Annotated in this window: 15 protein-coding genes; 14 read left to right on the top strand and 1 reads right to left on the bottom strand. The window is 52.0% G+C overall.

Going from position 1 to position 19,353, the window contains the following annotated elements; genetic code table 11:
* A partial coding sequence (locus NTX71_10855; GenBank protein MCX6340395.1) for a hypothetical protein occupies nt 1-195 on the top strand: 195 nt, incomplete at its 5' end.
* Between the two features lie 228 nt (nt 196-423).
* On the opposite strand, the gene NTX71_10860 is transcribed toward NTX71_10855, so the two are convergent.
* Nucleotides 424-1,656 (bottom strand): IS4 family transposase, encoded by a 1,233-nt coding sequence (locus NTX71_10860; GenBank protein MCX6340396.1) that lies wholly within the window; start codon nt 1,654-1,656, stop codon nt 424-426.
* A 277-nt stretch (nt 1,657-1,933) separates the two neighbouring features.
* On the opposite strand from NTX71_10860, the gene rfbF reads away from it, so the two are divergent.
* From rfbF to NTX71_10925, 13 genes are all read left to right on the top strand, one after another.
* Nucleotides 1,934-2,710 carry a glucose-1-phosphate cytidylyltransferase gene (gene rfbF / locus NTX71_10865; protein MCX6340397.1) on the top strand — a complete coding sequence of 259 codons (777 nt, stop codon included), beginning with the start codon at nt 1,934-1,936 and terminating at the stop codon, nt 2,708-2,710.
* A gap of 21 nt (nt 2,711-2,731) precedes the next feature.
* Nucleotides 2,732-3,841: a CDP-glucose 4,6-dehydratase gene (rfbG, locus tag NTX71_10870; protein MCX6340398.1), complete on the top strand. Its 1,110-nt coding sequence runs from the start codon at nt 2,732-2,734 to the stop codon at nt 3,839-3,841.
* Between the two features lie 102 nt (nt 3,842-3,943).
* Nucleotides 3,944-5,320, top strand: coding sequence for a glycosyltransferase (locus tag NTX71_10875; protein ID MCX6340399.1), 1,377 nt, complete (start codon nt 3,944-3,946; stop codon nt 5,318-5,320).
* Nucleotides 5,321-5,756: 436 nt separating this feature from the next.
* Nucleotides 5,757-8,612 carry a TIGR03663 family protein gene (locus NTX71_10880; protein ID MCX6340400.1) on the top strand — a complete coding sequence of 952 codons (2,856 nt, stop codon included), beginning with the start codon at nt 5,757-5,759 and terminating at the stop codon, nt 8,610-8,612.
* An 88-nt stretch (nt 8,613-8,700) separates the two neighbouring features.
* On the top strand, nt 8,701-10,434 hold the full coding sequence (locus NTX71_10885) for a radical SAM protein (GenBank protein ID MCX6340401.1): 1,734 nt from the start codon (nt 8,701-8,703) through the stop codon (nt 10,432-10,434).
* On the top strand, nt 10,431-11,252 hold the full coding sequence (locus NTX71_10890; GenBank protein MCX6340402.1) for an ABC transporter permease: 822 nt from the start codon (nt 10,431-10,433) through the stop codon (nt 11,250-11,252). Before NTX71_10885 ends, NTX71_10890 begins: the two co-directional genes overlap by 4 nt.
* Before the next feature lie 18 nt (nt 11,253-11,270).
* Complete coding sequence (locus NTX71_10895) at nt 11,271-13,586, top strand: ATP-binding cassette domain-containing protein (protein ID MCX6340403.1); 2,316 nt, start codon at nt 11,271-11,273, stop codon at nt 13,584-13,586.
* A 23-nt stretch (nt 13,587-13,609) separates the two neighbouring features.
* Complete coding sequence (locus tag NTX71_10900; GenBank protein MCX6340404.1) at nt 13,610-14,617, top strand: class I SAM-dependent methyltransferase; 1,008 nt, start codon at nt 13,610-13,612, stop codon at nt 14,615-14,617.
* Between the two features lie 40 nt (nt 14,618-14,657).
* A complete protein-coding gene (locus NTX71_10905; protein ID MCX6340405.1) occupies nt 14,658-15,797 on the top strand; it encodes a glycosyltransferase family 4 protein in 1,140 nt (379 codons plus the stop codon).
* Nucleotides 15,798-15,799: 2 nt separating this feature from the next.
* Complete coding sequence (locus tag NTX71_10910) at nt 15,800-16,948, top strand: radical SAM protein (GenBank protein ID MCX6340406.1); 1,149 nt, start codon at nt 15,800-15,802, stop codon at nt 16,946-16,948.
* 68 nt (nt 16,949-17,016) lie between these two features.
* Complete coding sequence (locus tag NTX71_10915; GenBank protein MCX6340407.1) at nt 17,017-18,318, top strand: radical SAM protein; 1,302 nt, start codon at nt 17,017-17,019, stop codon at nt 18,316-18,318.
* Nucleotides 18,319-18,405: 87 nt separating this feature from the next.
* On the top strand, nt 18,406-18,720 hold the full coding sequence (locus NTX71_10920; protein MCX6340408.1) for a hypothetical protein: 315 nt from the start codon (nt 18,406-18,408) through the stop codon (nt 18,718-18,720).
* A gap of 93 nt (nt 18,721-18,813) precedes the next feature.
* Nucleotides 18,814-19,236, top strand: coding sequence for an NHL repeat-containing protein (locus tag NTX71_10925; protein ID MCX6340409.1), 423 nt, complete (start codon nt 18,814-18,816; stop codon nt 19,234-19,236).
* Nucleotides 19,237-19,353: the final 117 nt, after the last annotated feature.

Consider the following 19,353-nt stretch of genomic DNA (forward strand, 5'->3'; position numbering starts at 1 on the left):
GAAGAGCTAAGGGCGGATAACCGCCATAATCTATTGGACATATTAGACGATCTTAATTCCCGGAATTGTGTTAAACTTGGAGAAGGTGGCGGGGGGCAGGAGCTGGGCGACCAATTTAATAGCCCCCCAAAATGGCTGCTAAGCGGGACTCGCAATGACAACCTTAATGCTGATTTTTTCACAGCTTCCCAGTGAAGCACTAGGGCGACTTCAATCCCCCTATTCCCCCCTTTGAAAAAGGGGGTTAGGGGTAATACTGCTTATTTAAGGATCTCTACGGTGTATTTGATACCTTTGAAAATCTGGGGGCGGAGTTGGCGTAACCGAGTGGGCCAGTTGCTGACTTTACGTTTGATGGCGCGAGGATTGCGCCGTCCCGCCCTCGGGGGCACCCGCTCTTCCAGTATCTCGTCGAGCACATTTTCATGAAACGATTTTCTGTCCCGAGGGGGGAAGTGCGGCGAACCGAGGGAGTTTACGACGAATCACTCTGATGGCATGCACGTACGAGAGCCGGTCTGGATCCTCGTCGGCTTTCAACGCAGCTTCATGCATCAGACCACGGACGGCAAAATGGGCCATCATCAATCCATAGAACTCTTGACGCACCAGATCTGGTTGCTTACTGCGCAGAACGATTTGTCTGCCGCGCAAGTGCGTCTTGAATTCATCGAGGGCGTTCTCGATTTCCCATCGATCATGATACAGGGCAGCCAGTTCATTTGCCGGGGCGTCGGCGGGATCGAGGATGGTGGTGATCAGCCGATAGAGAAGCTCAGCCTCCGGTGTGTCCGGCAACGTGTACTCGATGACCCGAACAAACAATCCGTCCGTGTCATGACGACGCGCTTTTGTCGAGGGATACACCTTGCTCAGATAGGAGCCGTCCTCAAGGCGTTTCAGACATGGCAGGATCATGCTTTTTTTCACACGCCAAACCAGATCGGCACCGGTGGCGCGGGCCTTCTTCCACCCCTCGTAGCTGAAGAAGTTCCGGTCGGCCAGCTCCAGCATACCAGGTCGAAGGTAAGTCAACGACTCTTCGCTAAGCGTGGTCTCCCCCATATGGCATCCCCCCATCTGAGAGCCAAACAAAATGTGCGTTCCATTCTCCACCAACGAGACGAAGCGAATCTGCGGATAGGCGCTTTGGCCACGACTGGCACCCGGCTGGCCAAAGGCCTCGGCGTTCTCGTGCGTGTCGGCCACATCCAAGGTGCTGCCGTCAAGAGAAACTACCCGCCACTTCCGGTACCACGCCCCCTTGGTCTGCCTCTTCGTTCCTCGCTCCGCGATCGGCCGCACGACCCGGTCGTGAAGTCTTTTCACCGGTTCACTCCCCAATCGCGCTCGCGCCTGGGAGATGCCGGCTCTGCCGGTGACCTTGATCCGTTCGTCGGGCTCCGCCAGCCAGCGCACCCCTTCGAGCAGGCATCGCAGAACCTCTCGACAAGAAACCTGCATGTACAAAGCCAGCGCAATCACGTAGTAAATCACCACATGCGCCGGCAGGTCTCGTTGCCGCCTGCTCGCCTTGCCCGTCTCGGCCAGTACGCTGTGGACCTCATCCGCCGGGAATTGCTTCGCGAGCACCCCCAAGCTGATGTAGTCCGTAATCCGCGCCCCTTTCGGCAATTCTGCTATAGTTCTCGCCATCTCTCGCCTCCTTTCCATTCCAGGCAAGAGATGAACACAAATAACGTTAGAAAGCAATGCTTAAATGAGCAGTATTAGGGTTAGGGGGGATTCATCAGTGCTTCACTGAGCGGTTACTTTTTTATTACGATTTATGTTCAAAATATGCTCATGATTACAGTATACTTGTTAAACATCTGGTAAGAAAAGAACAGGCTGCGTAACTTTATTGAGCAGAAGGCATTGGGTGTTCTCCACGAGATGCGCAGATCTGCAGGAATAGACAACAGGTGAGAAAATGAAAGTGGTTATTCTCGCGGGTGGGATTGGATCCAGGTTGAGCGAAGAAACCGATGTAAAACCGAAACCCATGATCGAAATAGGTGGCAGGCCTATACTCTGGCATATAATGAAGATATATTCACATTACGGTTTTAATGATTTCGTAATTTGCCTGGGGTATAAGGGGTATATCATAAAAGAATATTTTGCCAATTACTTTCTGCACCTATCGGATGTCACCATAGACCTGTCTGAAAATGCAACAAAGGTTCACAGCTCGAAGGCGGAACCGTGGATGGTGACGCTTGTTGATACCGGTGTGGAGACAATGACTGCGGGAAGGATACGCAGGGTGAAGGAATATGTGGGCGCTGATACCTTCATGCTCACGTATGGAGACGGAGTGGCGAAGATAGATATAAAGGAGCTACTGGCGTTTCATAAAAAGCACGCGAAATACGCTACCGTTACTGCGGTCCAACCCTCGGGAAGATTCGGGGCGTTGAACATGGATAAGGGCGATATGGTAGTGTCGTTTCAAGAAAAACCGAGGGGCGATGGGGCGTGGATAAACGGTGGATTTTTCGTTCTGGAGCCACAGATATTTTCCTACATAAAAGATGACCAGACTCTTTGGGAAAGAGAACCCTTGAGCAGTCTGGCCAGGGACGGCCAGCTTGTGGCATTCAGGCACAGCGACTTTTGGATGCCGATGGATACGTTGCGGGAAAAAAGGGAGCTGGAAAATTTATGGGCATCGGGGAAGGCTGAATGGAAGGTGTGGGACAAGTGACGCGGGAAAGAGACCACAACTATGGATAATAGTTTCATTGGATTTTATAAAGGCAAAAAGGTTTTGGTGACCGGTCACACCGGTTTTAAAGGTGCGTGGCTCAGCTTATGGCTGCAACAGCTGGGGGCGAACGTAATCGGATTCGCCTTGCCCCCCCCTACAAAACCGAGCCTATTTGAGGTTTTGAAATTAAAAGATAGAATCGCGCATGTTACCGGCGATGTGAGGGATGAAAAGGCATTGAGGCATGTCGTCGGACACTACAGGCCGGATATCGTATTTCACATGGCTGCTCAATCCCTGGTCCGTGTCTCGTATCGGGAGCCGAAATTAACGTATGAAACCAATGTGATGGGTGCGGTAAATCTGTTTGAGGCGGTGAGGCGGGCGAAGGGCGTGAGGGTGGTGGTGAATATCACCAGTGATAAGTGCTATGAGAACAGGGAGTGGCTGTTTGGATACAGGGAAATCGACCACATGGGAGGATACGATCCCTACAGTTCAAGCAAGGGCTGCGCTGAATTCGTTACCACGGCATACAGGAATTCTTTTTTCAACCAGAAGGACTATGGCAGAACGCATAATGTGGCCGTGGCCTCTGTGAGGGCCGGTAATGTGATAGGGGGGGGAGACTGGGCGGAGGATAGGCTGGTTCCTGATTGTATAAGGGCCCTGGCGAAGAACCGGACGATTATTCTAAGGAACCCTGGGGCCGTGAGACCCTGGCAGCATGTGTTAGAACCTTTATCAGGATATTTATGGCTCGGGGCTTTAATGTGGGGAGGCGACATATGTTACAGTGACGCATGGAATTTCGGTCCGGATGATGAGGATAACCTTACCGTTGGGGATACGGTGAAAAAGATAATCGAATTGTGGGGGAGGGGCAGCTACAGGATCAGGCGAGATGCCCGGTTGCATGAAGCGAAGCTGTTGAAGCTTGATATAAGCAAGGCGCATTTTAAGTTGGGATGGAGACCGGTTTATCACATATACGAGGCGCTGGAGAAGGCCATTATCTGGTATGAGAAATATTATGGTGACCGCAATGACATGTATGGCTACACGGTAAAACAAATTAAGGACTACGCCGACCGCGCACATGAAATTGGCATACAGTGGAGCGCGTGAATATTTTGCCGGGAATACGTTTTATAAGCTTTTATCCATCCTCTTATTCGCGTCTGGGCGCAGATTTTGATTATGGTGGCCCTGAAGAGAAGGCGGAACTTTGTGAAGATATCTGTTGTCATACCGGTCTATAACGAGATCAACACCATCGCCGCAATCATCCAGAGAGTCGAGGCTGTTCCACTCGAGAAGGAGATTATCGTCGTTGACGACTGCTCGACGGATGGCACCCGCAAAGAACTCGAGCGTATCGCATCGAGGGATAAAATTCTCAGGGTGATTTACCAGGAGCGCAACCAGGGGAAAGGCGCAGCGCTGCGCGAAGGTTTCAGGTATGTGACCGGTGATATCGTGGTCATTCAGGATGCCGATCTGGAGTACTATCCTGAGGAGTACCCGAAGCTGATCGAGCCGATTGTGAGGGGCAGGGCGGACGTGGTCTATGGCTCTCGGTTCCTGGGGACCCACCGTGTGTTCATGTTCACGCACTACCTCGGGAACAAGATCCTCAATCTGATCACCAATATCCTCTATAACTGCATTTTTTCCGATATGGAGACCTGCTACAAGGCCTTCCGTGCCGAGATCCTCGCGCACATCAGGCTTCGTTCGAATAGCTTTGGTTTTGAGCCCGAATTTACCGCCCAGGTGATGAAGCGGGGATATAAGGTGTATGAGGTGCCCATTTCTTACGATGGCCGATCGTACACCGAGGGCAAGAAGATCACCTGGAAAGACGGCTTTATCGCGATCTACTGGCTCGTGCGATGCAGGTTTGAACCGGTTGACATCGGGAAAGAAACGCTCCTGAGAATGGAAGCGGTCAGGAGATACAACGACCGGATCTACGAGCGGATCAGACCATTCATGGGGGAGCGCATCCTCGAGGCAGGGGCCGGCATAGGAAATATTACTCGCAGGCTTCTCGACAGGGAGTGTGTCATCGCCTCTGATGTGTCCGAAGATCACCTCAATACGCTGCGCAAGCGGCTTGTGGAGAGCGACAGGCTGAGGATTGTCACGTTCGACCTGAATCAATGTGACGCTGATCGATTCCGCGGAGAGAGACTTGATACCGTGCTCTGTTTGAATGTGATCGAGCATATTGAGGATGACGCGCGCGCGCTCAGGTGTTTCTATGAAATCCTCGAGCCGGGAGGTCGCCTCATACTCCTTGCCCCTGCGTGCAAAATGCTTTACAGCAAAATGGACGCCGGGCTTGACCACTACCGGCGCTACTCGCGCGGCGAGCTTGCCCGTAAGATTCAGGATGCCGGTTTCGCGCTCGATCTCGTGCGCTTTTTTAACATGCTGGGCGCGGTGGGATGGTTTATAAACGGAAAGATTTTGAGAAGAAAGATGCTTCCCAAGAACCAGATGAAGCTCTTCGACCTCCTGATGCCTCTCCTCAAGCTGGAAGACCATCTGCGCATCCCGTTCGGCCTCTCGCTGCTGGCGGTGGGGAGGAAAGAGAAGTAACACAGTCTCTTTTTACTACTGAAGACGCTGAATTGGAAACTATCTCAACATGCTCAGTATTACTAACGTTAAGGATATTGTCTTTTTGCGAACATATTTTACTTTGCATTCAGTAACTCGCTTTAGTGCAATTGGATATGTTCACCAAAATCATATCCTGTATCTGTGTTTATCCGTGTCTATCTGTGTGTATCTGTGGTAGAACATTAAAGACACTCAAAATATCCCCGAGACTGACCCGTTTCCCTGCGCCGCATTTTCCGCTTCTACGGGGACGGGGTTTTTAGTATTATTGGCTCATGACGGAATTTTGTGATGCTTATACCAGTCAGAACGAACACAATTCGCCACAAACGGCCTTATTTTTCGCATAAATCACGTTGTTTGCTTTTGTCCAGTATCTCCCAAGATAATAGGAGCTGGGTTTTTCACCTAGATGAATCAGAAAAAGCCGGTTGAGCTTTCGGTCGAGCCCGCCAAGGGATACGTGATGATCCGTCTCGACTGGTACAAGATCATCTTCGCGGCCATCATCATCTTCACCGTCGTCACCCGATTCTCTGGTCTGGGCAACAAGCCGTACCACCACGACGAGAGTCTCTACGCGACCTATTCCTGGTACCTCTACGAGGGGCGGGGGTACAAGTACGATCCGATGATGCACGGCCCGTTCATGTTTTACCTCGACGCCGCGCTCTTCACGCTCTTCGGGCCGGGAGATTTCATCGCGCGCTCATCATCTGCCCTCTTCGGCCTGGCGCTCGTCTGCTGCACCATGCTGCTCCGGAGACAGCTCGGGAAGATCGGGAGCCTCGTTGCGGCAACCCTTTTCGCCGTTTCCCCCACCTTTATGTATTTTTCTCGCTTTTTCAGGGAGGATATCTTCGTTGCATTCTGGGCATTCCTCACCGTCGCGCTGTTCATGAACTATAGCGATACGCGCAGGCGGGGATACCTGTTCGGTACCGCGGCCGCCCTTGCGTTCATGTTCTGCGTGAAAGAGAACTCGTACATGTTTCTCTTTATTTTCGCGAGCTTTATTGTAGGCATGCTCCTTTTCGAGAAATTTTTTATGCGCGCCGCTTCTGCCCCGGTTCGTACTGAATTTCTCCCTCCGGGGGCTCATGGGATCAGCCTGATAGACGGCCTTATCTTCATTGGAATCTTCTTCGGCATATTCTACATTTTTTTCACCTCCTTTTTTTCCAATTCACCGGGTTTCATCGACGGCCTCTACCGCAAATCGCTCGGCTATTGGATCCACCAGGATAAAATCCAGCGCATCAAGGGGGCGTTCACACACTTTTGCCCCATCGCCATTGTCTATGAGCTGCCGCTCCTCGTGATCATCGCTTCGGGCATCATTGCCCTCCTCAAGGAGAGGCGTGTGTCCAGGCTCATTCTCATCGTCGGCTCGGCGCTCGCCATCCCGTTGATGTTGTTCTGGCACCAGACGCTCTCCAGCGATCCCTGGGATACGAGACTCCACATGACGAGCTCGATGCACATCGTGTTCGCGCTCTACGTCTTTGCGATAGGCCTCACCGCCACCTGTCATTACCTGAAGGACGGGCGGCGTTTCCCCGCATTCCTCGCGTACTGGAGCTGGATAAGTATCCTGTTGTATTCCTACGCGGGTGAGAAGGTCCCATGGCTGCTGATGCACATCCTCATTCCGGTTATTCTGTGGGCGAGCCTCTTTCTTGGTGAGTTTATCCAGTCGGAGCGGTTCAGGCGAATGACCAGGGCATATTCAGTCCTGCTGGCGGTAGGGCTCCTGCTTTTTCTCCAGGCATCTCTCCGCCTGTGTTTCATCAACGAGGCCAACCCGGTCGAGACCATGGTCTACACACAAACCTCCGTTGATATCAAAAAATCGCTCAAGACGATCGCCGATTTCGCGGAGAGTTCTGGCAAGGGCCTCAAGTTCCCCCTCGGTATCCAGGGCGATTCGACGTGGCCCTATACCTGGTATCTGAGGGACTACAAGGAGTGGTTCCAGCCGGGGACGCTTGCCAATGCGAGCAAGGCGGTCGTCGTCGTTGACTGGGAGAAGCGCAGGGATTTCAGCTCAGTCCTCGATCCGAACTACAGGATCGAGAGGCTGAAGCTCAGGGAATGGTGGGTTCCTGATCCGGTGAGCAGCCTCAAGGATCCCGTCCGCGCGTGGCTGAGATATTACTTCTGGCGCGAGCTGTGGAATCCTTTCAAACGGAAATCCCCAGACGGTGAATTCACCGCGACGGGCTCACAGGACGTCGCATTCTGCGTGCGCAAGGATCTCCTCGGAGAGAAGCTGGGCGAGGCCAAGGAGGTGAAGACGGAGGAGGGCGCGGCGCGCCCGAGCCCCCGGATTCCGCCGAAGTACGAAATCATCAACACCGTTCCGCCGCTGCTGTATTTTGGCGAGCGGGGATCGGCGAAGGGCCGGTTCGACGAGCCGAGGTGCCTCTGGGTGGATGCGGAGGGCGCGCTCTATGTTGTGGACACCAAGAATCACCGCTGGCAAAAGTTCGGCAAAGACGGGAAACCCCTCCTCGCAGTAGGAAAGCAGGGGAGCGGGCCCGCTGAGTTCAAGGAGCCGATGGGGATTGCCGTGGACGATTCGGGGAATGTGTTCGTCGCCGATACGTGGAATCACAGGATACAGAAGTTCGACAGGGAGGGCAAGTTCCTCACGCAGTGGCAGGGAGGGTCAGGCGGCTTCTGGGCGCCGAAGGGGATGGCCTTTGACAGCAAGGGGGACCTCTACGTCGTGGATACCGGGAAGCACCGCATCCAGAAGTTCACGAAGGACGGGAAGCCCATCCTCGTCTGGGGGGATGCGGAGTGCAGGCAGGGAGAGGCGCCGGGAGAGTTCAGCGAGCCTGTGGGGATTGTCATTGAAAAGAACGGGGTCATCATCCCCGCGGACACGAAGAAGAAACAGAAAGAGGTGAGGGGAGATATCGTGTATGTCGCCGACACCGCCAACAAACGCGTGCAGAAATTTGACATCGCCGGCAAGTTCCTCGGCCAGTTCGCCGTCCTCGGCTGGGAGGAGTACTACACCGAGCCGTTTATCGCGCTCGACGGTGCGGGGCGGATCTGGGTCACGGACGGCTACAATAACCGCATAGAGATTTTCGATTCATCGGGCACGCTCCTCGGCCTCTGGTCCGGGAAAGGCTTCAGGCCGGGAGATTTCAACATCCCCAAGGGCATTTTTATCGGGGACGGCAAGGTCTACATCAGCGACACCTACAACCACCGCCTCCAGGTCTTCGACGCGAAAAAGGTCTTCAGAAAGTAGATCAATCGGCATGCCTCACACCGGTTACACTGACTTCTGAACCGCACCTCATCCGCGTGCGGGGAGGCAAAAGACGGTCGCACACCTGATGATGAGCACTCGAGTTATCCTCATCCATCCTCCATTCCCTGCCAACGAGAGGCATAAACGGGTGTTACCCCTTGGCCTTGCTTACCTGGCATCCTATCTCAAACAGGCTAGACCGCACGTTGCCATAAGCATCGTTGATGCGCACGCGCTCGACCTCTCGTGTGACGCCGCCGTGGATAGGATCGGCGCCCTGGTCGAGAAGGGGGCGCACACCATCCTCGGGATCGGCTACTGGACCCTCCAGGCGCCCTTTGCCTATGAGCTCTGCTCGCGCGTGAAGAAAAAGTGGACCTCCATTACCATCGTGCATGGTGGGGCTCACGCAAGCGTCATGCCGGAGGAGTCATTGCGCTTTGCGGATTGCGTCGTCCTGCACGAGGGGGAGATCACTTTCGCCGAGTTTGTGGCAGCGATCGAGGGAGGGGAAAGCCCGGCCGAGATCAGGGGATGCGCGTGGAAGAACGGCGAGATTACAGTCATCAATCCGCCACGCGATTTTATCGATGACCTCGATTCCCTGCCGTTCCCCGCATGGGAGATGCTGGAGATGGATCTCTACGACACCCCCATGCACGTCACGGGGGGCAAACGCGTCCCGGTCATAGGTTCCAGGGGCTGCCCGTATAACTGCATCTACTGCGCCTCGCCGTTCATGTGGAAGAGGCGGCTCCGCTGGCGGAGCCCGGCGAATGTGCTCGATGAGATAGAGGAGATTATCAGGCGCTACCACATTGCCCAGATTCACTTCTGGGACGACAACCTTATGCTGGAGCGCTCATATATCGAGGGACTGTGCGAGGGAATATCCAGACGCGGCATGGCGGTGCGATGGACTGGGCTCACGCGGCCCTCTCATGTGGTGAAAAACGCCGATTTGATGCCGCTGCTCAAGCGGTCGGGCTGCATCGGCCTTGAGATCGGCATCGAGAGCGCCAACCCGGAGACATTCGCTGAGATCGGCAAGAACGAGGACCTCGGGCAGATCATTGAGGTGGCCGCCCTGCACAAGAAAAACGGTATGTACCCGATGTTCACCTACATGGCGTTCAATCCGGGCGAGACCATCTACGGGTACTGGAAACAGGCGCGATTTATTGATACAATGCTTGCAGGCCTTCCCCCGGCGAAGCATTTTCAGCCGACACCCTTCCCTGTCTACATAGGCCAGTTCTGCACCCCGCACGTCGGGACGGAGCTCTTCCGGCAGGCGCCGCAGAAGGGTGTGGTGCTGAATGGCGGGTGGGAGGATCGGTATCATCACCAGATCAATTTTGTGCCGCACAGCCTGCTGAGTGATGTGCCGTTGAAGCTGAAGAGGAGACTCAAGGAGGCGCACTACCGGCTGCTCAATTATCTTATCCAGGTAGCCTTCTGGTCGGACTTCAACCGCTCCCGCACTGAGGAGGAGCAGCGGCGCGAGCTCGGGCGATTCAGGGCATACGCTACAGAATTTTACAGAATGTGCCGCGGACGCCTCTCCGTCGGTAGGATAGCGAGCAGATTGAGGCGGAGACTCGACCTGGAGGAGCCGGAGAGCATACGCTTTGCGGCATTGCTATCATATATCCTCGCACAGATGGGCTTGATCCGATCCGCATCGGACGACGCGAGCAGGGAGATGCACGAGAGGCATATCGCGAATGAGGAGGAGATACCGGCTCTGCTCGCGCCGCCGGAGGCAATGGGATGGCGTGGCAGGCTGCGGCGGTGGTTCCGTGGTGAGAATGTATGAAACTTTTCAGGCGGTTGAGACGCGTTTTTGCCGATTACGGCGAGCTGATCGCGAACCTCGCGGTCAAGAATCTCAAGGTGCAGTATAAACATGCGGCGTTGGGATTCCTCTGGTCGCTGTTCATGCCGCTCGCGTTGATGCTCGTGTTCTGGTTCATCTTCGGGTTCTTGTTCAATCGGGGCGTGGGGCCGCTTTTTCTTATCTGCGCGCTCTTCCCCTGGACGTTCATACAGATGAGCATCTCATCGGCGACCACATCGATTGTGGATAGCCGCGACATTATTCGGAAGGTGTATTTCCCGAGGGAGATTATTCCGTTTTCGATCGTCGCCTCGAATTGCTTCAATTTTGTGATCGCGTTGCTCCTCATAGTCATCGGGGTGGTGGTAAAGCGCATCTGGGCGGGGGAGACGGGGATGATTACCATCTCCTACCTCAGCCTGCCGCTCTTGCTGGGCCTCACCGTGATGCTCGCGGCAGGCGTGGGGCTCCTCACCTCGTGCGGGCAGGTTTATTTCAGGGACGTGCGCTATCTCGTCGAGATCGGGTTGCTCATATGGTTTTATTTATCACCCGTCTTCTATCCGATTGCGATAGTGAAACAGTACAGCAATACGGTCTTTCTCATCTACATGTTGAATCCGGTCGCCGCCCTGATCACCCTCTACCGCGGCGTGTTCCAGATCGGCGATCCGTACAGCGCGTATATCTCGCCATCCTATCTAATCGGAACGACCACTGCGGTCATTCTGATCATTTTTATCGTGGGGTACAGGCTGTTTATCTGGAAAGAGCGAGAGTTCGTTGATCTCGTCTGAGTGATAGCGCGTGTGCATATGATGAATGAAACCGCAATCAAGCTCCAGGAGATGAGCAAAAAGTACAGGGTCTATTTTGAAAAGCCCGCCTTGGTGAGAAGCCTCTTCCCGTTTCTCTTTTCCGGAAAGGGACATCATGAATTCTGGTCCCTGCGGGACATCGACCTGGAGATCAAAAAGGGGGAATGCATCGGCGTCATCGGACCCAATGGCGCGGGAAAATCAACGCTGCTCAGCATACTGTCCGGCATCACGGAACCCACCCTTGGCTCGGTGCAGATTGACGGGAAGATATCAGCGCTCCTATCGCTCGGGGCGGGATTCCAGCAGGAGCTCACGGGGAGAGAAAATATCTATCTCAACGCCGCGATCCTCGGCATGAAGAGAAGGCAGGTGGATGAGCTGTTCGGGGCAATAGTCGATTACGCGGGGATCGGCGAGTTCATGGAGGCCAAGCTCAGCACCTACTCCTCGGGGATGAACATGCGCCTGGGATTCGCCATTGCGGTGAACGTAGCCTTCGACATCCTCCTGATCGATGAGCTGCTCGCCGTCGGCGACATGGCGTTCCAGCAGAAGTGCTTCAAGACCATGAGGGATTTCACGGAGGACGAGGACCGCACGATCATCTTCGTCTCGCACGACGTCGGGCGGATCGAGGAGATATGCAACCGCGCGGTGTGGCTGGAGAATGGCAGGGTGGAGGAGGTGGACTCTGCCGAGGTGGTGGCGAGAAAGTACCGGGAGAGGTACAGGCACAAATATGAGGCGTTCGAGCTCAGGATATCAAGGAAAGAGAAAGAGCACAAGGCAGAAATAACTATTAATACAGAAGAAAATGGGAGAATAATACCCAAGGGTATTTTTGGAACTAATCTCGACTGGACTATTGATGGTACTCAGATTTGCGACATAGCGAATAAGAGGTTCAATCAGTTCCTCTTAAAAATTCTCACGCCGTATCATTTTAGCATCTTCAGATATCCAGGAGGGCAGAGTGCAGATTATTTTCATTGGGAGCAGGCGGTAGGCAGCTCGCGAAAAAATCAGATAGAGGGGACCAGTAAAACCGAGGGATACCCGTATTTTGGACCTGATGAGTTGATAAGCTTCCTTCGCTGCATGCGAGCAGAACCGATGCTTACCCTTAACGTGGGGAGCGGATCAATTAGAGAGGGCCTTTCTTGGGTAAGCTATATGAAGGAGAAGGGAGTCAGCTTGCCTTATTTGGAACTCGGGCATGAACTCTATTATGATGAATACCACAATCTCGGCAGGGATTTTTATCTTAGCCCGAAGGAATACGCTGATAAAAGTTTGGAACTTGCCAAGGGATTAATAAATATTACGCCAGATTCCAAACTGATTTTCATGGCGTGCAAAGACACCGGTGTTTTTACAAGATACAGCCACGAAGATTGGAACAGGGTTCTCCTGCAGACATGCGGGGAATACATAGACTATTTATCAGTTCATAGCGCAACCGTGCCCATTTTGAACATAACCGAGAAGTACGAACTCCCAGAATTAGAAACCACTGTGAGCGCTCTTCTTGCTGCTCCGTATTATGTTGAGGATAATCTGAAACAGACTATGGAGGATGTTCATCATCTTAGAAGAGATCTGGCTGCAAAGATAAGGCTTGCAGTGACTGAGTACAATGCTATGTTCACCGATATTCCCCCCGTTGTTCATGGGACTCATAAAATCGAAGGATACACTGGCGACCATGTGGAGTGGGAACGCAACACGTATCTAGCGAGTGCTCTTCTAGAGGCATCCCTTCTTAACCTTTTTATTAAAAACGAGTGCGTGGATTTAGCGTGCCGGTTCTCTTTACTGAGCGGGATTTACTCATGCCTTTATAGATATGTTGAAGGCATATGGATTATGGCTCCTCAGGCATATGTGCACATGCTCTATAATCGCCTGGCTGGCCATAAGCTGATCAGCCATTCTACTAAAGTTGATTGCTATGATTCAGAAGCTGTCGGAATCCTTCCTCCTAGGAGCGCTGTCCCCTATTTGGATACTTTATCTATTAAAACAGAAGATGGAGAGCAAGTTATTCTAATAGTGATCAACCGCCATCTGGCAAAGGAAGTGACAGGAACTATTAAACTACAAGGATTTAATAGTGCCGAGCTGGTCATAAAAAGGGTCACCGCCCCGCAATTCTACTCCCGAAATACTGCACAGGTGCCCAATGCTATAAATTACTATGAGCAGTCATTCTTTGCTGAACATGTCTCGGACGACAGCGGCAGGTTCAACATAGTTTTCCCCAAACATTCCCTATCGTTTATTGTTTTTAAGAAAAAGACCTGGCTATAATAATCCAAGGATTGACATAACCGATGCTTAAGCAGAGGTATCAATATAAAACTTATTCGCTTTCCCTAATCGCAATCCGCACCTTTTTGTTTTTGGGTGAGCTCTATCAAAAAACGTTGTCAAAATACTTCTCAGTGCCTACCCTGCTGCGTTCCGCTGGCTATAATTTTGAAATAGTGAAAGACCTCATAGAGTTTAATATGGCCAATGGGCAAGAATTGCTCAAGAATATTCATTACGTCCGATATGTCGAGTATGCGCTATGCGTTCAAAAGCTTGAAATCTGCCGTGGCATGCTTTTGCTGGATGTGGGAAGTGGGGGATCAATCTTCCCGAGTTACCTTATTTACAAGGGTGCAACCGTGTATAGCATGGATATTGACAACTATGTATTGTGCCAGATGGATATATGCAGAAATAACAAATTAATTGCTGATAGTGACCTTTCCAGATTGAAAATTGATATACAGGATATAAAGAATACTAATTATCCCGACAACTATTTTGACAGGATTGTACTTTTATCAACTATTGAGCACATAACGGCCGATGGCGATAAAGTGGCCATGAAAGAAGTAGCGCGTATTTTGAAAAAGGCAGGGAGGGCGTTTATCACATTCGATGCCGCTCGGGATGCGCATGAGCTCATTTATCAGGCTCCGGGCTATTTGGGTTTTCGCATCGAGGGCATAAAAAGGATTATAGAGGATATTGAAAAAGATGAAACGCGGCGCGTACAGATAGATTTCGAGGTGTTAAAAAATGGATTCTCTCCAGGGTATACCCGCTTTTATAACGAGGCTACTATGATGGAGCGTCTGGTGAAACCTTCCGGCCTGAAGCTTGTTGAACACGGATTTTATGGAGATCATATGTTTGTACTGAGGGCGTTTTTTGACAGGAAAAGGTTTGTTGAGTATCTTTACTGGCTTCAGCCGATTCTCGCATTATTGCTTTACAGAAAATATAATAGCGGCCTTGCTCTGAATAAAAAGCCCGGAGCGATAGGGTACTGCGTATTGGAAAAATAGGCTTCGGTTAGAAAAAGCGAAACTTGCAGCTGGATGGATAATGAAACTGCTCTTCATCGGCCTGAGCGGCTACAGCTATCCGTATGTGCGGGTGCGCTGCTATGGTTTTGCGGCGGAGCTGAGGAAGTACGGCATCCGGACATCGGTCCTATCATTCCGCGACCACCTGAGCGGAGGGCTCTCGGAACTCGAGATGTGGGACCGTGGCGACCGGGCGAAGCTCGCGATGAACGCAAAGGCATTCCGGCGCCTCGTGGCCGAGAGGCCCGGTCTGCTCTACATTCAGAAGATTCATTACAACGCTGCGGCCCCCTACCTTTTTTCGCGAATGACCGGCACCCCCTTTGTTCTGGACTGCGACGACTGGGACGAGGGGATCGAGTGCATGTTCAAGCGCCCGTGGCTTAATGCGCTGTGTTTCGGGCATTCGCAGTACCCGGCTATTCTGAAAATAATAGCCTCAAGAGCACGCGCGTGCGTCGTGTCATCTCATTATCTGCTGGAGCGACTGTCGGGGTTCAATAAAAGAGTGTTTCTTATCCCCACCGGTGTGGACACGGTGATGTTCAATCCAGAAATATGGCGTGGCGGCGAAGGTAAAATCGTCTTCGGATGGACGGGAGTGGTATGGGGAGAGATTATGTTCGAGAATGTGCTGTTCATGCTAGATTGTTTCCGCCAGGTGGCGACCGAGCACGGGGATGTGGCGTTGCGGATAGCCGGTGGGGGACAGTTCATGCCGAGAGTGAGGGAGGTTATCGCGGAGAGGTACAGCGGGCTGGACATAAAGCTGGAAGGTTGGTTGCCGTACGAACAGATGCCGCGGTTCCTCTCAGGCGTTGACATTGGTCTTCTCCCTCTGATACAGAAGGTGAACCCCTGGGTGGAGAGCAAAAGCCCGACAAAATTATTCGAATACATGGCCATGGGGTTGCCGACCGTCGCCAGCAGGGTGGGGGAGCTGCGGCGTATCATATCGGACGGAAAGGATGGATTCCTAGCCGAGGGGAGGGATGAATTTATTGAGAGGATGTTGCTGCTCGTTACTGATAGCGATATGCGAATTCGCCTCGGCGAGAGGGCGCGGGATACAGTGACAGGAAAATATGATTTATCCTCTTTGGGAAAGAGATTGAGGGATATGCTACAGACCGAGGGCATTGTGCCTGAGGGGAGATGATGATGGGGAATAATAACAGACAACTTCTGGCCGGGATTGCCAGCGGATCAATGGCATACTGTGGGCCGGAACAGTTGCACATCGATCTGACAAATGCCTGCACTCTTCGTTGCCTCTGCTGCTGGCACCGCTCGCCCTTATTGCCCAAAGAAGGGGTGCTCCCTCACTGGGCCCCCGGCTTCAGCCTCCCCTATGAGAAGGTGCTACAGATTATTGATGATGCGGCCGCACTGCGTGTAAAAAGAATTATTTACAGCGGTGGCGGCGATCCACTTTGTTATCCGCGGCTGTGGGATGTACTGGAGGCAACAACATCAAAGGGCATAGAGGTCATACTTGTGAGCAATTTCACGAGCGCAGAGGAAGTAACGCTTCAGCGCATTATATCTGCGGGGGTTGCCCGCCTCGTGGTCAGCCTGTGGGCCGCGGATGAGGCAACATACAACCTTCTACATCCCGGCGTGCCGGCTGGCACATTTAAGCGAATACTCTCTCTGCTGAGCACCCTCAATAAACTCAGGACGGCAGGCACGCGACCAGATCTTGTTATTATGAATGTCATATGCAAAATGAATGTCGACAATGTTGAAACTATGGTGCGACTCGCACTGGATCTGGGCGCGAGTGAGATATGGTTCCAGCCCATCGATGTCGAGAGCGAGCATCTCAAGATGCTCCTCATGAATCAGCAGCAGATTGACGGCCTCATTGCCACGCTCGATAAATGCAAGCGGGTATATCAACCTCTTATAAAGAGGGGGCAGGAGAACCTGCTGGAATTTGGAGAATTTATTGAGAAGCTGAGAAACAGCAAGGCATCCGATGGCATTTTTCACTCGGATGTCATTAATAACATCCCCTGCTATATGGGTTGGGCCGAATGCCGTATCCTCGCAAACGGAGACGTCATCCCCTGTTGCAAAGCGGACAGATGTCCATTAGGGAATATCCTGCAATCAAGTTTTAGAGAGATCTGGTTATCAGAGCAGTATGCCGAATTTCGCAGGAAGGCAAAGACGCTCCCGAAAAGCGATAGATATTTTCTTAAAATTAATTGTGCGAAAATATGCGATGATTGGTGGCTGAATAAACAGATCCATGTGCGGTATCAAAGAATGGTATTGCAACATCCCGGGAGTGCCATATCGTGAAAATTACCCTTGTTTACACAGGGATCACTCAAATAGGTTTCTTCAGTTTCTATAGTGGTGCCATGGAAATGGATTCGAAACAAACACCGCTTGGACTACTATACCTGGGGGCGGGTTTGAAAGCGAAGGGGCACGATGTAAGTCTTCTGGATCTCCGTTTACTCACGAGCTTTAGCGAATATCGCAGAAGAGTCGCGGAACTCAATCCGGATATCGTCGGTATCGGCATATTGACTCCCAACCGCGACTACTCTTTTAGATGTGCCGAGATAGCCAAAGAGATGGGAAGGGTGGTTATCGGCGGTGGCGTGTACGCAACTGAGGGTGCCGAGAATATGGTGCAAAATGGGCATTTCGACTATGTGATAGTCGGAGAGGGCGATATCAGCCTGCCCAAGCTCATTGTGCAGATTCAAAATGGGAAGCCACCTCAGGAGAGAATTATTGACGGGGAGAGAGTTAAAAACCTTGACGATCTTGCTTTCCCTGACCTGGATCTTTATGATATGGAATTCATATCAACGCGGCCGTGGTGGCGCGGATTTCGCCCGCCTGCGGTTGGGATGATTTGCAGCAGGGGTTGCCCGGCCAAATGCACTTTCTGCTGGCCCCTTTCGACAAAGATGTTCGGGAGCAAAATTCGCTATCGTTCACTGGACAACATCATGGCAGAGATAATCAACTATAAGAAGCGATACGATATAAAGACGATTCATTTCTATGATGATACCTTTCCTGCGAATCAGAAGCTCCTAGTGGAATTCTGCGAGAAAATGCAAAAGGGGAATATGGATATTGATTGGACGATTAATTCACGGTCCGATACCTTTTCAGAAGAGATTGCCCGCGCCCTTTCCTCTGGGGGGTGCCGGATGGTCTCTTTTGGCTTTGAGAGCGGCTCGCAGAAGATGCTCGATTTCTTACAAAAGGGAATTTCCGTCGAGCAATCGTTCAGGGCCGCCGCATTGTGCAAGAAGTATAAGATCCCGTTTCTTGCCAACATCCTTGTGGGAATCCCCGGCGAAACAGAGAGCGATTATGAGGCGACATACCGGATGATCAAGAGGATGAAACCGGACCTGTTGTATTACAACACCCTGATGCCCACGCAGGGAACGGCAATCCACGATTATTGTAAAGAGCACGGACTTCTGAAAGAGATCAGGTCATTTGATGATTACAGTGTTTCCCCGCATCACGGTTTGATCAAGGGGGTAGATTATAATCTAGTGCGAAAGTGGTGGGAGATCATGTACAAGGGGAAAACAGGGTACTACCTTGCTCCATACCTGGAGCGCTTTGATCGAATAAAAAATGCTTTAGTGCGTCAATTGGGATATAGTCCGAATTATAATCGGTTTCATATATGAAGATATTGCGGGGAGTGTTTGAGGATGGGTTTGGGCTGGTGGAACAAAACATCCCTTTTTATTGAATTACCATCGAGGCAATGAGTCATGCGCTTCATTCGATATGTCTTCTCGTTGTCTATTCTAGCCACCATCTATTTCATCAGTTTCGATCTCAAGAGCAACGCCACTATTTTTATAGACGACGGTCTGGAGTACAGCAGGAGCGTCGAAAACGGTGGATTCCCAGCCGAGGGGAATGGGGAGTTCAGTGAAAAAATGTGGTTGCGTGCGCGAGATTCCGCACTAAGAGCGCAGATGGGAAAGCGAGCCCGTGAGAAAGCAGTGGTATTCTACGATCTACAACAGCTTGGTTCTGAATTAGTCGGGATTATCGAAGGACTGGGATATATCAATGCATGATTGTGTTACGCACTAGATCTTGCGTGTCTGAGGCTGTAGCCCTCTGGCGTGTTTGACCAGTTCCGAGTATGAAACTGGTTCGATCGCCACGGCTTGCTGAATAAGATTGAAAAGAACGGGGTCATCATCCCCGCGGACAAGAAAAAGAGGCAGAAAGAGGTGAGGGGAGATATCGTGTATGTCGCCGACACCGCCAACAAACGCGTGCAGAAATTTGACATCGCCGGCAAGTTCCGCGGCCAGTTCACCGTCATCGGCTGGGAGGAGTACTATACCGAGCCGTTTATCGCGCTCGACGGTGAGGGGCGGATCTGGGTCACGGACGGCTACAATAACCGCATAGAGATTTTCGATTCATCGGGCATGCTCTTCGGCCTCTGGTCCGGGAAAGGCTTCAAGCCCGGAGATTCCAACATCCCCAAGGGCATTTTTATCGGGGACGGCACAGTCTACATCAGCGACACCTATAACAACCGCATCCAGGTTTTTTCAGAGAAGATCATTTACCGGAAGTAGATCTATCCTCAGCTGCGTTTCACCATAACCGATCCGTCGTTCTCCAGGAGCAGATGGTGAGTGTGCCATACTGCCCTACTGTAGTGCCTGCGTGGGGTGAGTCGTGCAGGAGGGAAT

The sequence above is a fragment of the Candidatus Auribacterota bacterium genome (genome assembly GCA_026392035.1).
In the GTDB taxonomy this organism is placed as follows: domain Bacteria; phylum Auribacterota; class Tritonobacteria; order UBA1439; family UBA1439; genus JAPLCX01.